Raw genomic sequence first — 13,636 nt, forward strand, 5'->3', positions numbered from 1 at the left:
CCGAAAAATTTGTTAGGCCGGATTTAAGCGGAACGGAGATACGGTGCTACGGCCTAGCTACGCCGAAATGCATAGGTTCCGCAAGTCACTCATTAATAGACAATTGCAAAATAACGTCAATGGTAGCGTAGTCGAAGAACCTCCATCAAATATACTGAAGGCGTTTCGACAGGCTCAACGTGACACGTTAGACATGAAATTACAAAGATGATACAGCCTCTTTATTTTCATAAGATACTGACTGAAAATTAGTTAAGCACTTACCATCGGAGCGATTCAGTCATTACGCTGCTCTCTGTTTTTCAAATACGTCATGATTGCTTCATAAACTCCTGACGAATTCTCCTCAAACATATAATGACCGGTATTTTCCAGGTTGAGTAACTGATAATTTTCAGCTATCATCGGCAACGTATACTGATAAAAACCGTACGACACATTGCTGGCAAGACCTAAAACCGGCATCCTTAACTTCGGATAATGTTTGGCATCAGCAATATCCTGATTAAAAGTCTGGTACCAGCCATTGGAAGCGCGTATCCGTTCCGGCTGATTATAAACGTAAGCATATACCTCCCGATCAAAATCAGGCATTTTCGAGCTGTCCACCATCACGTAATCGAAAAGCCAGTCGAGCAAATACCGGTAACGTCCTTCCAGCAATTTTTCAGGCAGTTCTTTAACTTGATTAAAACTCATCCACCACGTGTAAGGTTGCTGGTGATCTATTTTTTCACCAAAAGTTTCCGGTGGCGGCATGAGTTTTATTTGCATCATTCCTTCATTAGGATGCAGACCATCTGCAAGGATCAGGCGTTCTACCACTTCCGGATAATTATGCGCCAGGCTGGATGCGACCATACCGCCTATATCATGGCCCAACACATACGCTTTACCAATGTTCAATAAGCCCATCAGCTTGTACACATCAGTAGCCATTGTTTTTTTGTCATAACCTGATGCTGGTGTTGCCGAACTGCCCATACCACGAATATCGATTACGATAATCCTAAAATGATCGGCCAAAGGCAGCGCGACAGCACGATACGAATACCAGGTTTGCGGCCAGCCGGGCAGACAGATCAGGACCGGGCCTTTGCCCCCGCCATCTACAAAATGCAGTTGCGTTCAGTTCACTTCTACCAGATGGCTGGTAAAGCCGGGCCAATGTTTAATGAGCTGCTCATCATTATATACCTGTTCCATTTTATGCTATTTTGTTGTTACTTATTTCGTTAAGTGTTATTTCTGCGGTTTGCCAGTTTATACCAGGGTACCGGTCATTATCAAGCTTATGATGATGTGCCGCATACATGCTGTAGAGATATTGCATCTGCTGCCATTGCGGGTATAGCTGGTTTTCTCCATCAGGATTTTCTGTCCGCAACTTTTGAATGTAAGCCGAAAATTGCTCCAGTGTCCCCTGTTCTTTTAGTTTGAAATGTTCACCAAAAACGCGGCCGGTGAGCGCTGCGAGTCCGTTCGGACTTAGCTGAAAACCAGCAATACGGAGATACCGGGGCGCGGTATCATCCAATGCGGCGTATGCCGTGAAAGTAGCCGTATCTGCTATAGTGGTAAAGTCGATCTGCCAGTCAGCTTTTCCTGAATAGTAGGCAATTGTCTTTCCCTTTGTATCTAACAGTGGGATGCCATACTGCAAAACATAGGCAAAAGCGCCGTTGAATACCGAGGTAGCCTGAATGTTACTGGTTTCCAGCAGGGCTTGGAACTCCCTACGCAGGTCGAAATTTCTGTTTTCGCCCGCTTTTAATTGGGTAAAGTCTGTACAAAAATCGGATGGAATAAAACGGGGAACACCCGCTTTTACTGCGGCCTGGAGCAATTGACTTTGTGCTGTTACAATTACCTCGCGCAGGCCGGCGAGTACCGATACCACACAGGAAACACCTTTACAAACCGATACTAACCCATCTTCATCTGCGAAGTTGACGGCTATAATCTCTACCCCTGATTTGCGCAGTTCATTTACCTTCTCCTGATCGCTCTGTGCCCTTACCAAGGCCCTTACACGGGCACCATTTTTGACTAAGTGTTTGCATACGCTGCCTCCCAGGTTGCCGGTAGCACCCGCAACTAAAATAATATTGTCCATTTTTCTTTGTTATTGAGTTCACAAAGCTATGCCTGTAGGAAGGCAACCGAACTACCATTTGGTAGATAATGAAGTTAGCGGAGATTTTTACGGATGCGACTTAGGGCGTTCGGAGTGATGCCGAGGTAAGAAGCGAGCTGCTTAACAGAAATAAATTGCATAAAACCGGGCTTTTGTAGAAATGCCAGATAACGTTCCTCTACAGTCATGGTCTGGAAGCTGATGATCTCGCTGATCATACGCACAGCCATGCCTTCCCAAAGCTTTCGGCCAAACTCCTGCCAGGCCGGAATTTCTTTATAAAGCAAATCCATATCTTTCTTATGGATACAGTATAGTTCAGTATCTACAACTGCCTCAATGTTGAACCTGGAAGGCAATCCCGGATTCAGGCTGGAAATTTCAGTGAAAAACTCTCCTGGCTGCACAATCCAGGCCGTAAGCTCCTGGTCGTCGTTGTAAAAGAAGCGAAGCGCGCCTTTGTTTAAAAAATAATAGTGTGAGGCGATCTGTCCGCGTTTTAGTAACAATTGACTTTTTTCCAGCGTTTTCAGGGTAAAATACCCTAAAATCTGCTGAAGATCTTTTTCTTCCAACCAAACGCTGGAACGTATCAAATTTTTAAGCGCCTGCATATCCGATTCGGCATTAAAAGTACTTAATATTTTCGAATTGTTGCCTCCTACCTATGTATGCTGATTCAAAGCATATGGAATCCTGATATACAAGTAAGTTAAAGCGAAAGATCCGACAAGGCCAACTTTTGGCTGGCCAGCGCCATTATTATCTATCACAGGTACCTGAATCGGCAAACTATCCCCGAAGCCTGGTTGGCTTCACTTTAAGCCCATCATTGGGCATAATTTTTTAAGCTGCGTAGTGAATTCAATACAGCTGAAAGAGCATTTTCTATCCCAACACCTTTATATCAAAACCATTATAAGTTTTTAGCGTTAACCTATACAAACAAAATTTAAAACGCCACAATGAAACCTGTACAGCTAATGCTCACATTGATTTTATTATCAGCCTGCACCAATACACCAAAAAAAGCCGAAAACGAACGAGATGCTCAAACTGCAGTCAAAGATACTCATGTTGCACCTCAGGCAAAAGATGATGCTAAAGTAAAGAACTGGTCAGATGACTTTAAGAATTTTAGAGAAGCGGTTTATTCAAAAGATTTCAAAAAACTTAAAACGTACTTTGATTTTCCAATTGCTGATGAAGGAGGTGCTATCTGGAGTCTATGCAATTTAACAGACGCAGAAATAAAAGCAAGAAAAAACAAATTCAAAAATCCTGATCTGTTTTACGAACAAGATCTGGAACAATATTATAACAGAATTTTTAATGCTGATTTTGTTAAAACATTACTTAAAATTAAATCTGAGCAGCTATACGAAACAAACTATAATGAAACGCCGGAAACTACCACAACGGATACCAAATATAAACTGATTGCCGAATACAACAAGACCAATAAGGTATTAAGTTTAAATTTGGCTTATACCAACAATGCCAAAGATGAAGAGGGTAATGAGGTGAGCGAAGGGGAATACAATATTATTTACAGCTTCATAGTGATCGACGGCAAGTATTTAAAATTTAAGAAAATCGACATCGCTGGTTAGTTAAATTAGCATTAATGCTTATGAAAATGAAAAAATTGATCAATTGTCTGTTCCTGGGTATGCTGGCCATCACCTACGCCTGTAACCAGGTAACACCACGGAACACAGAAGCAACAGAAGTTGATCATGCCGATACCATAGCAAGGGCTATCGAAACCCCTACCCCATCGGCGCCCTCCGTTCAGTTGCCAGAGGAAAAACCGGAAGAAATCCGGGTTGATTATTATGATAGTGTAGATTTCCAAAAATACCGGGTAGATGCTGAAAAAGTAACAAAACATGCACCTATAGATTGGACAAGTTATCCTGAAGCTAAAGATTTTAAAACCAGGATTACGGAAGCTTACCAAACCAAAGAAGCTGACTTTGCCGGATACTATGTAATGTCCATATCTGGCTGTGGCGCTGGTTGTGTTATGGGGTTTATGATTGATGTAAGAGACGGAAAAATTTATGACCTGCCTTTAGGTGAAGAAAATTCATGTCTTTTTGCGGAAGATAGGGCATTGGGCAACCAAAAAAGCAGGCTTTTTATTGCTGCCGTTTGCAAGGACAATCCGGAAGACAAAAACGTTTACTATAAAGCTTATGTATGGGATGAGAATAAAAAAGAATTTGAAAAGGTGGAAGCCGCCGCATTTTTAAAAAAACATGATTAGTTTTCAGAGCGTATAATTAAATATTTTAAACATCGCTCTTATGCGTTTGTGCCATTTATAATAATTAATGGTGGTATAGAACAGGATAAACCTACACGACAGGTGCCTTATTTAACAGATATAAACCTTAGCCATGGCAGGCAAACGAGGATTCAGCTCATTATGTGTAGCGGCATCCTTAGATGGAAAAATTAAAGCCATTGGTGCCAAGCTCGTGATATTACGCCGAAGAATTTTTATTGCAGCCCTGATTAATAAACATGGTAAACCAAAACCTAAAGGAAATTTCAGGGAAGTGCCGCAACATTAAAGCATTTCTTTTTACAAGTCACATAATTAGTAAATATTCAAATGATAACGTCTCCATAAGTTAATCAACATATCATGATCAAACCGCTTCAAAAACTTGTCCTCTTTTTTAATATTTCATTAACCATTATCGCCTGCCAAAACAAAAAACGGCAAACGGAAAAAATGTTCGTAGATACTGTAAAAATTCAACGGGAAGTTGCTCAACAAACCGATTCCAAAAGTGCAGGTTCTGTTTTTCCAGGCACTGGTAATGCCGTTGAAGATTTTGTTCCGGCCAACTACAAAATAGATTTGGAAGCTACAGGCGACCTGAACAACGATGGACAAAACGATGTAGTTATCGTACTCATCAACAAGCAGGATAGCACGGCACTTCGCCCTACTTTGGTACTTTTTAACCAGGGTGAAAACTATAAACGCTATGATCAATCATTCTCGGCCGTGGAGCCTAAATACCGCGAAAATGGTTACTCCATCTACGACTACGAAAATCTAAAGATTGATAGCGGGAAGCTGGTGATTTCTATGCAGTCAAGCGGTCCGGCAGGAAGCATTGAAAGTACCTATCAATACATGAACAAAGATTTAATTTTAACACAGGTTAGTGCTTTTAGCATGGGTGCCGGCGGGCATACAGAACAGAAAATCAATTTGTTGAAAGGCACTTACACCCAAACCGATACTGACACGATGAAAGAGGATACGCCAAGCACCACAATTACCAAAACCTACAAAATGCCAACTGTACTTTTTAAAGATAGCGATCCGGGCAAAATCATGACTAACGCTTTTAATAAAATGGGAAATTAGATGATTTAACAGATAAAGATTATCAGAAAATCCAAATGAAAAACCTTTTTTTTTATTTTAGATGAATAAAAATAAAAACGTACTTCTTTTATGATCAGTAAACGGCTATATATGTTGTGTGTAAGCACCATATTATGTTTGCATTTAAAGGCACAAAACAGCGCAAAAATCCCTTCTGATGTAGTCCCATTTCAGGTGACAGTTAAAGCATCTGTCTTTAAAGGTAAAAATGCTTTGGCGCTCGAAATAAAAGGTGAAGCAAATGGAGACAGTACACTTGCGATCTTAAAGCATATTGACTTTCACAACGGAATAATCGAAGCTAAAATTTCAGGACAAACACTTGCGAACGCGAGAGAAACAGCCCGTGGATTTGTAGGGATAGCATTCAGAACAGCCGCGGATGCTTCGAAAATGGAGGTTTTCTATTTACGTCCTACCAATGGGCGGGCAAATGATCAGTTGCGCCGAAATCATTCCAGCCAGTATATTTCTATTCCCGGATATTCCTGGGAGAAATTAAGAGAAGAGACACCGGGAAAGTATGAAGCCTATGTAGACATATTGCCGGCAGAATGGATTAAAATAAAAATAGTAGTAAAGGATGAAACGGCCAGGCTATATGTAAATGGTGCTGCTCAACCTACTTTGATCGTAAACGACTTGAAGCAGGGTAAAGATATCCGCGGAAGTGTAGGATTATGGATAGGGCCAGGAACATTAGGCCATTTTACTGATGTCAAAATAACCAAAGAGGATTAACGATTAAAAAATAAACTGCGCTAATTAAAATTTAAGTCCAACGTAATTATCTGGTGGTACAACGTTAGCAAGCACATATGAAACAACTAATTATTATTGCAGGCATATTGATTTTAAAATTATCGACCTACGCACAAAAAAAGCTGATAAAAGACATTGATTTGGATGGAAAGATGGATACTGTTTACCTGGACGAACACGATGATAGAATTACATGCAGACTATCCACCCAAAACTTCAAAAAAATAAAAAGTAAGAGATTGGAAACGGCGGGAGATAATACTTTCATCGAACCCAAAAAAAGTGGTTTCGAAATTAAGGTAAACTGGATGCGTTCGGGTTATGCCTGCCAGTTTAGATACGAGAAAAAAGAAAAGCGAATGAGGTTAATCGGCGTGAGCGAGTACGCTTTTGGCAACGCCACGAACGACGGCAGTGGTGAAGCCAGTATAAATCTACTTACTGGCGACTACATGGGCAACTGGTATTATTTTGATCCTTTAGCAAATAACCAAAAAGGGGCACTAGTTAAAATCCCGACCATTAAAGCGAAAATGCAAATCAAAAAAATTTATTTGGAGGATTTTGATGAGGAACAATATCATTCAATATCAGAGAAACTTAGTGCGCTGATAGAGCGGCATAAAAATTTAGCAATAAAAAGAAGAGAAAGCATCAAGCCAAGCAGCGCTAATGATTAGACAGAAAATGGGCTACACCTTGCAAGTGTATGGTACAAAAAAAAATATAAATTTATTGATTCGGAAATCATAAAATTCGCAATTTAAGGGATAAAAATAATTTAAGAACGCAACTATAAGCTTGAAAAAGATATGCCTGGGTATTATGATACACATCCATCATCATATCGATGCTGATGTAATGATTACCCAATAAATGATGTACCAGACCTTATTTCGAACTATCGCAATGAAAAAAAAATTGTGTTTTAGTAGCCTGCAAACCCTTTTTTGCAAGGCGTGATAAAAAATCGATTATTAAACAAAAATAGCTGCGAGCCCGGGCCGCAGCTATTCGTGAATTGTTCTTACAGAGAAATTATTTGAAAATACCTGCCAGGGTTTTATTCAGTTCCTCTCCCCGCAAATCTTTGCCTACAACCTTACCTTCCGGGTCAAGCAGAAAGCTTGCCGGTACAGCTTTTACGCCATACTCCTTAACCGCGGCATTAGACCAGGCCTGCAGATCAGACACGTGTGTCCAGGTGAGGCCATCAGCTGCGATGGCTTTCAACCAGGCGTCTTTTTTAGAGTCGAGGGATACGCCTAAAATTTCAAAGCCCTTATCATGGTATTTTTTGTAAGCGGCAACTACATTTGGGTTTTCTCTCCTGCAAGGTCCGCACCAGCTCGCCCAGAAATCAACCAGTACGTATTTTCCTCTAAAATCAGACAGCTTTACGATTTTACCATCCTTATCCGGCATCGCAATTGCCGGAGCAACCTTCCCTTTAGCGGTTTTTGCATTAGTTTTTATGGAGGCACTAATTTGTTCGCCAATATCTGATTGCCGTGCCTCTTTCGTGAGCATCCCATATAATTGTTCTGCTACCGGAAAATTCGGATAGCTAATAAAGCGGTCGTAAATAATTCCTGCAGAACCTACAGAACCTGGATTTTTGAGGATGTATTCTTTTACAGTTGCAATATTAAGGGTATCCAGCGCTCTAAATTCTTTATCGAAGCCTCCACGGGTAGCTGTATCCATTTTGCCAGCTTTCTCCACCTGATCAAGCCTTCCGTAAATATTTCCGGCTTTAGCAGTGATTGTTTTCCAGGGGCCATTATAAAAGTTCATATACACATCATACGCTGGAGAACCAGTAATCAGCACCGGCGATACACTATCTGGTTTAGACACATTGATGGCAGCATTTTCTAATATAAAAACAATTGGGTTTTTAAGGCGTTTGCTTTCCAACTTGTAGAAGCCCGGTTGTTTAACTGTTCCTTTAAACATAAAACTGCCATTAATAACTTTGGCCGAATCTGTAACTACATATTTGTCTCCGGCTTCGTGACCAAGATATACCTTTTCGTTAACGGCAGGCAACTTACCGGTTATCATATACTTCCCGTTCTGTGCAAATAACGGGCCTCCACAACACATTAACGTTGCAGGTAAAAGGGTTAATAGGCTCTTAAATAAAATGTTCATACTTTTATCGCTTTTAACTTGGTCATTAATCTACTTTTCTACATTTTGTTTGATGGTTCCATTACCTGGATTTTTTGAGGCACCCTGTGGAAATGGCATTGTCCACATACGAGAGTTTGGTGCAAGGGTTAAGGCTTGTCCATTTTCCGTTTTACTTAATGTAACAGCGTAATTGGCATCCTTATTCAGGCGACGTGCATCAGCAAAAGGTGTAATACCCAAAATAAGCTCGTTTGCTTTGGTCCGCTGAATAAGTTTTACTGCTTCAATAGTGCTAGCTGCGCTTAGCGGCGCATAGTTTGCAGGAAAAATTCTTTTTACCCTCACTGTATTTAATGTAGACATTGCACCGGGAACATCGTTTAAACGTGCCTGACATTCTGCTTTGATGAGATAAACTTCTGTAGTGGTTAAACCACCTACATTGAAAAAACCAGTGGTAATACTGGTGTAATAAGTGTCCGCACCAACGGTCCGGAGTTTCCAGCGCGAAGCAAATCTTGCATCTCCCTGTTCAAAACGGGTTGCACGGTCAACACGAATTGCCTGTTCCCGGCCGGCATTGCTCGATGCGCCATGACGGAAATAATAATTTTCTACATAATTGAAGCCCATTGGCGAAGGGGCGTTGGTGTATACATTAACGGCCTCTATCTGCGTTTTGTAGGTATTATAAAATGCTGTCCAATCGAACAGTTTATCATTGTACTTCAATGCTTCGTTGGCAGCAGCCAGGGCGTCTGCATATCTTCCCATTTGCAAAAGTATCCTGGCTTTCAGCGCATTTGCAGCGCCCAGGTTAGGATGTAGCACTGTCGCACTGGTGGCGCCTAAAGCCGGAATGGCCTCATTGATGTCCTTTAGCATGAAATCATAGAGTTCTTTGATCGTTACCTGGCTATAAGCAGCACCAATATCAGCACTAAGAATCAGCGGTACCGATAATTTAGCCGCGGCGTTTGCTTCTTCATAACTATCTGCGTAATAATTAGCCAAAATATCATAATCAAAGGCCCTTAGTACCTTCGCCTGCGCAATCAGTTCAGCTTTTTGTGCATCGCTACCACCGGTAGTACCAGCTGCCTTTTCAATAATCAGGTTGCTGGTGTTTATTCCGGTGTACATGTTGTAATAAGTGCCTTCATCGGCATTGTTCAATGCAATCCTATCTGCCGATTCATTCCAGTTATAGTTTGCCTTATAGAGGGGATAGTAATTCAGGTTGGCACTGGTTTCAAACTTATCATTAAGCAAGAGCACCGCCTGTGTTATGTCTGTCCGATGGTTACCATACTCATCGCGTAGCAGGGCTTCATAGTCTGACAGCGCGGTAGGAATCTGGCCGTTTCCTACCGGAAGTATATCGATAAATTTATTGCAGCTGCTAAAGCTCAGCACTGAAGCAAGAGCCGCCAATTTTATGGTGTTTGAAAGTATTTTTTTCATCACTTATGTCTTTAAATGTTCTTTTACTGCTCATGCAGTATAAACGGTTTTTAGAAAGTCAGATAGGCTCCAAATACATAATTCGGCATGCTGTATCCATTAAGCATGTATTTTGCAGTTTGAGATTTAGCCAATGTAAAAGCGTTCTCTACATTAAACTGGAAGCGTATATTACTCATCCCTGCTTTTTTAGCCACCAGTTGCGGTACTCTGTATGCAAGTGAAATATTTCTTAAACGCATATTACTCGCATCAATCACATTGATATCAGCATAGCCGTACATACTGGCGCTTTGACTGTTGTAGGCAGGATCTTCCGCAAAAACCACTTTAGGTACATTGGTTGTCAGCTCATCACCAGGATTTCTCCACCGGTTTACGATATCTTTATTTACGGTGCTAATTTGTGTTACATAGCCATTAAGTGCACTATTATAGCCAGCTCCCAGCGTAGGTAAAAATGTATTCCTCATTTTATGACCGCCCTCGAAAGTTAGCAGAAAAGATAACGTGAAGTTCTTGTAATCCAGCGTACTGTTAAATGACCCACTATATTTTGGAACTGTCGTTCCGCTGTAAACGATAGATTGCAGATTAGTCGGCGAAGCCAATACCTTCTCTCCTTTTTCATTGTAAACCTGTGGCAATCCTTTATCACTCAAACCAGCCCATTGATAACTGTAAATGGCATTATATGGATTTCCAATACGTGGGAAGGATTGGGGGTAATCGAGCTGAAGAATATAGAAAGGTGCCTCAACATTTACATAGGTAACTTTATTCTTATTGTAAGCATACTGCACACCTAAATTCCAGTTCAGATCTTTAATGCGTATAACATCGCCCGACAGGGCCACCTCAATACCATTGTTCAACATCTTTCCGTTATTGATGACATAGGTAGAATAACCAAATCCCTCCGTAGGTACACCCTGCGTATTGGCAAGCAAATCGGTACCTCTTTTGATATAATAATCTATTGATCCCGATAGGCGATTTTTCAACACTGCGAAGTCAAGCCCTGCGTTGGTCGTGGTGGTTTTTTCCCAAGACAACAGTGGGTTTGGTCTGGTACCCACTGTGGCCTGCAAGCCACCCACATTGTAATTGGGATTAAAATTGAATGTCGTAAACGGCGCAGTATTGGTATAAACGTTACCGCCTATACCATGCGAACCACGAAGTTTCAAACGGTTTATCCAATCTACGTTAAAGAACGATTCGTTATGGATATTCCAGCCTGCACCCACCGACCAGACCGGAGTACGCTGATATTTTGAACTGGTACCCCAAAGGTTCGACCTATCCCAGCGAATACTACCGGTTAGCAGGTATTTTTCATCATAGGTATAACCTGCATTGCTGTAAAGAGAAACAAAACGTTCTACGTTAACTCTCATTACTGCCGCATCTGCTGCGGTAAAACTTCCTCCGCCAAGAATATTTCCAGGATAACTGCCCAACAATGGCTGGTTTAACAGACTGTAGGTTAGTGTATTTGGATTGTAGTTATAAAGTGTCTGGTTTCCGAATTCTATTCGTCTGTTTCTAATCTCAGATCCTAAAATTGCAGTTATGCTATGTTTTTCGCCAAAAGTTTTGTCAATATTAAGCTGTTGTCTGAAATTGTAGGCATTGCTAAATTGGTTTTCCTTATAATAGATATTTCCATAAGGTAGATTGAAAATTGCTGGTCCTCCCGCCACAGGGTTAACGGAGGCAAAGCTGTTTACCCTGTTTCGTACATAATAAGAATTTTTATCATTTAACTGTTCCAATCTCCTGTTTGAATACTCATATTGAAAACTCGGATTATAGGACAACCAGTCGGCAATTTTTATCCCAAATCTGATAAATGACCTGTTGGTGAAATTCTTTGTTTTGCCGAGGTTCATTTCCTGCTCATTTAATGGATTGATGTCCATACTATAGAGACGGTTATTATTAATCAGCGTCATGGTATTGGCCGATAAACGTGAGGCTGCAGTAGAAGTAAAGTTGCTTCCGTCGGCATTTACCAAACGGTCGTAAGGTAAATAGGCATATCCTGGTGATAAGGTTTTATAGGGTTGGGTATTTGCTTCAGCATATGAAAGGAATGTACTCAATTCCATATTCAGCCACTTGGTGATCTGTGTGGTGTTGTTAATATTAATACCAACAGATTCATCACCCGCAAATTTATCCTGCGTTTTATTATTGCGATAGGTTACCGAAGAATACAATGCATTTTTTTCGGTAGCATTCCCTACGCTCAGGTTATACTGCTGGTAAAATGGATTACGCTTGCTGTACTTTTCTACATCATCATAATACTGATATCCACCAGCCGCCAGTTGCGCTAATCTGGTGTTGAGATCTGCTTGCGATAGCGTACCGGCAGCATTTTTAAGAATGGCATTAATACCCTGGCTCGGATAGGCCATATTTTGCAATAGGTTGGACGCATAACTAGCAGCATTAGCGCCGCGCAAATTCGGGTTATTGGCTGCCCATTCCTTCTCTAGTTCTACGATATCTGACGAGCTGGTGAGATTATCAGTATAGAACCGGTATGGCGATATGGTAAATGTACTGGAGGCAGAAATTTGCGGCTTGCCAATTTTTGCTTTCTTGGTGACAATAACAATTACACCATTTGCGGCCCTTGCACCGTAGATAGAAGCCGCGGCGGCATCTTTTAACACCGTAACACTCTCGATATCTTCCAGATTCAGTCCGGGTATACCTTCTGTTACAGTTCTGCTATTCGCATTTAAATTGATGTTTTCTACAGGAAAACCATCAATTACGTATAATGGTTGTACCAAACCGTTCATAGATGTGGTACCCCTGATCAGACCATTGTTGTAACCCGGTATACGGCCTTCCAGCAGCGAAGGTAAACTGCTTAACCGCTGTTGATCCAGTTGTGTGGACGATACCTTCGAAAATGATCCGGTAACGCGTTCTCTCGAGAGCGTTTGGTAACCTGTTGAAACGGTCACTTCATCTAACTGACTGGTTTGAATGGCTAGTATTATATTGCCAGGATTTTGCGAAGCCTTGATTTCTCGGGTCTGATAACCTAAAAAGGAAATTACCAGTACAGCATCTTCATCAACATTCTCCAATTTAAACTCACCATCGCTATTGGTTACCACCTGTTTCTTCAATCCCTTTACACTTACGGTAGCGCCAGGAAGAGGCATATTCTTTTCGTTGAGTACTCTGCCAGTAATATCTATGGCCTGAAATTGTTTAATAATTTTTTCCAATAATGCAGGCTCCTTCTTTTTTACGAGTACGGATTTGTTGGCAATCGTAAAATCCAGCGACTGATTTTTGAATATCTGATCAAGAACGTCTTTCAGTTCAGCATTTTTAACGTTTATTGTAACTTTTTTGGAACTGTTTAACACCGAGTTGGTGATCACAAAATCGTAACCGGTTTGGTCGCTGATCTGGTCAAAAATGGTAAATAGCCCGGCATTTTTGGCCGACAAGGTAATTTTTTGTGCGTAGGTGCCCGCACTTACCTGCATGATAAAAGCAAGTATGAGTAAAGTGGTTAGCTTCATAACTCTCCATAGTTTGTGTTGCGCGCTAAGAAAGCGCACTGGTTTGGTGCAAATTTGGTACATTTGATAAGTTTGGTTTTGCTTTGAGCCTTGTATTTCGAGTTCGCGGCTTTTAGCGGTTAGTTAACTGTTTGGTTAATTACCGGACTTTTATTACCA

General features: G+C 41.1%; 12 protein-coding genes. 6 read left to right on the top strand and 6 right to left on the bottom strand.

The genetic code is table 11. The features are described from left to right. Nucleotides 1-276: 276 nt before the first annotated feature. From QZ738_RS16380 to QZ738_RS16390, 3 genes are all read right to left on the bottom strand, one after another. Nucleotides 277-1,122 carry an alpha/beta hydrolase gene (locus QZ738_RS16380; protein WP_367268604.1) on the bottom strand — a complete coding sequence of 282 codons (846 nt, stop codon included), beginning with the start codon at nucleotides 1,120-1,122 and terminating at the stop codon, nucleotides 277-279. 85 nt (nucleotides 1,123-1,207) lie between these two features. Further along, complete coding sequence (locus tag QZ738_RS16385) at nucleotides 1,208-2,116, bottom strand: NmrA family NAD(P)-binding protein (RefSeq protein WP_293788812.1); 909 nt, start codon at nucleotides 2,114-2,116, stop codon at nucleotides 1,208-1,210. A 74-nt stretch (nucleotides 2,117-2,190) separates the two neighbouring features. Then, complete coding sequence (locus tag QZ738_RS16390; protein WP_293788813.1) at nucleotides 2,191-2,733, bottom strand: Crp/Fnr family transcriptional regulator; 543 nt, start codon at nucleotides 2,731-2,733, stop codon at nucleotides 2,191-2,193. A 369-nt stretch (nucleotides 2,734-3,102) separates the two neighbouring features. On the opposite strand from QZ738_RS16390, the gene QZ738_RS16395 reads away from it, so the two are divergent. From QZ738_RS16395 to QZ738_RS16420, 6 genes are all read left to right on the top strand, one after another. Then, entirely contained in the window at nucleotides 3,103-3,750 is a 648-nt protein-coding gene (locus QZ738_RS16395; protein ID WP_293788814.1) for a hypothetical protein, read from the top strand. Between the two features lie 20 nt (nucleotides 3,751-3,770). Next, the gene (locus tag QZ738_RS16400; RefSeq protein ID WP_293788815.1) at nucleotides 3,771-4,409 is read left to right on the top strand and encodes a hypothetical protein; all 639 of its coding nucleotides are present in this window, start codon (nucleotides 3,771-3,773) and stop codon (nucleotides 4,407-4,409) included. A 133-nt stretch (nucleotides 4,410-4,542) separates the two neighbouring features. After that, nucleotides 4,543-4,719, top strand: coding sequence for a hypothetical protein (locus QZ738_RS16405; RefSeq protein ID WP_293788816.1), 177 nt, complete (start codon nucleotides 4,543-4,545; stop codon nucleotides 4,717-4,719). Nucleotides 4,720-4,793: 74 nt separating this feature from the next. Beyond that, nucleotides 4,794-5,531 (top strand): hypothetical protein, encoded by a 738-nt coding sequence (locus QZ738_RS16410; protein WP_293788817.1) that lies wholly within the window; start codon nucleotides 4,794-4,796, stop codon nucleotides 5,529-5,531. A gap of 90 nt (nucleotides 5,532-5,621) precedes the next feature. Then, nucleotides 5,622-6,293, top strand: a complete 672-nt coding sequence (locus tag QZ738_RS16415; RefSeq protein WP_293788818.1) for a hypothetical protein — start codon at nucleotides 5,622-5,624, stop codon at nucleotides 6,291-6,293. A 77-nt stretch (nucleotides 6,294-6,370) separates the two neighbouring features. After that, nucleotides 6,371-6,994, top strand: a complete 624-nt coding sequence (locus tag QZ738_RS16420) for a hypothetical protein (protein WP_293788819.1) — start codon at nucleotides 6,371-6,373, stop codon at nucleotides 6,992-6,994. Between the two features lie 358 nt (nucleotides 6,995-7,352). Here the strand turns inward: QZ738_RS16420 and QZ738_RS16425 are convergent, their stop codons facing one another. The 3 genes from QZ738_RS16425 to QZ738_RS16435 are packed head-to-tail and all read right to left on the bottom strand — an operon-like array spanning nucleotide 7,353 to nucleotide 13,477. Next, nucleotides 7,353-8,471: a TlpA disulfide reductase family protein gene (locus QZ738_RS16425; RefSeq protein ID WP_293788820.1), complete on the bottom strand. Its 1,119-nt coding sequence runs from the start codon at nucleotides 8,469-8,471 to the stop codon at nucleotides 7,353-7,355. Nucleotides 8,472-8,501: 30 nt separating this feature from the next. Then, the gene (locus tag QZ738_RS16430) at nucleotides 8,502-9,917 is read right to left on the bottom strand and encodes a RagB/SusD family nutrient uptake outer membrane protein (RefSeq protein WP_293788821.1); all 1,416 of its coding nucleotides are present in this window, start codon (nucleotides 9,915-9,917) and stop codon (nucleotides 8,502-8,504) included. Between the two features lie 50 nt (nucleotides 9,918-9,967). Continuing rightward, on the bottom strand, nucleotides 9,968-13,477 hold the full coding sequence (locus QZ738_RS16435; protein WP_293788822.1) for a SusC/RagA family TonB-linked outer membrane protein: 3,510 nt from the start codon (nucleotides 13,475-13,477) through the stop codon (nucleotides 9,968-9,970). Between the last annotated feature and the right edge of the window lie 159 nt (nucleotides 13,478-13,636).

This window comes from uncultured Pedobacter sp. (assembly GCF_913776295.1).
Taxonomy (GTDB): Bacteria; Bacteroidota; Bacteroidia; order Sphingobacteriales; family Sphingobacteriaceae; genus Pedobacter.

Excerpts from the sequence above, each read along its gene's own strand:
- QZ738_RS16405 (WP_293788816.1), top strand. The coding sequence starts at position 4,543 with ATGGCAGGCAAACGAGGATTCAGCTCATTATGTGTAGCGGCATCCTTA.
- QZ738_RS16400 (WP_293788815.1), top strand. The coding sequence starts at position 3,771 with ATGAAAATGAAAAAATTGATCAATTGTCTGTTCCTGGGTATGCTGGCC.
- QZ738_RS16435 (WP_293788822.1), bottom strand. The coding sequence starts at position 13,477 with ATGAAGCTAACCACTTTACTCATACTTGCTTTTATCATGCAGGTAAGT.
- QZ738_RS16415 (WP_293788818.1), top strand. The coding sequence starts at position 5,622 with ATGATCAGTAAACGGCTATATATGTTGTGTGTAAGCACCATATTATGT.
- QZ738_RS16430 (WP_293788821.1), bottom strand. The coding sequence starts at position 9,917 with ATGAAAAAAATACTTTCAAACACCATAAAATTGGCGGCTCTTGCTTCA.
- QZ738_RS16410 (WP_293788817.1), top strand. The coding sequence starts at position 4,794 with ATGATCAAACCGCTTCAAAAACTTGTCCTCTTTTTTAATATTTCATTA.
- QZ738_RS16385 (WP_293788812.1), bottom strand. The coding sequence starts at position 2,116 with ATGGACAATATTATTTTAGTTGCGGGTGCTACCGGCAACCTGGGAGGC.
- QZ738_RS16395 (WP_293788814.1), top strand. The coding sequence starts at position 3,103 with ATGAAACCTGTACAGCTAATGCTCACATTGATTTTATTATCAGCCTGC.
- QZ738_RS16420 (WP_293788819.1), top strand. The coding sequence starts at position 6,371 with ATGAAACAACTAATTATTATTGCAGGCATATTGATTTTAAAATTATCG.
- QZ738_RS16425 (WP_293788820.1), bottom strand. The coding sequence starts at position 8,471 with ATGAACATTTTATTTAAGAGCCTATTAACCCTTTTACCTGCAACGTTA.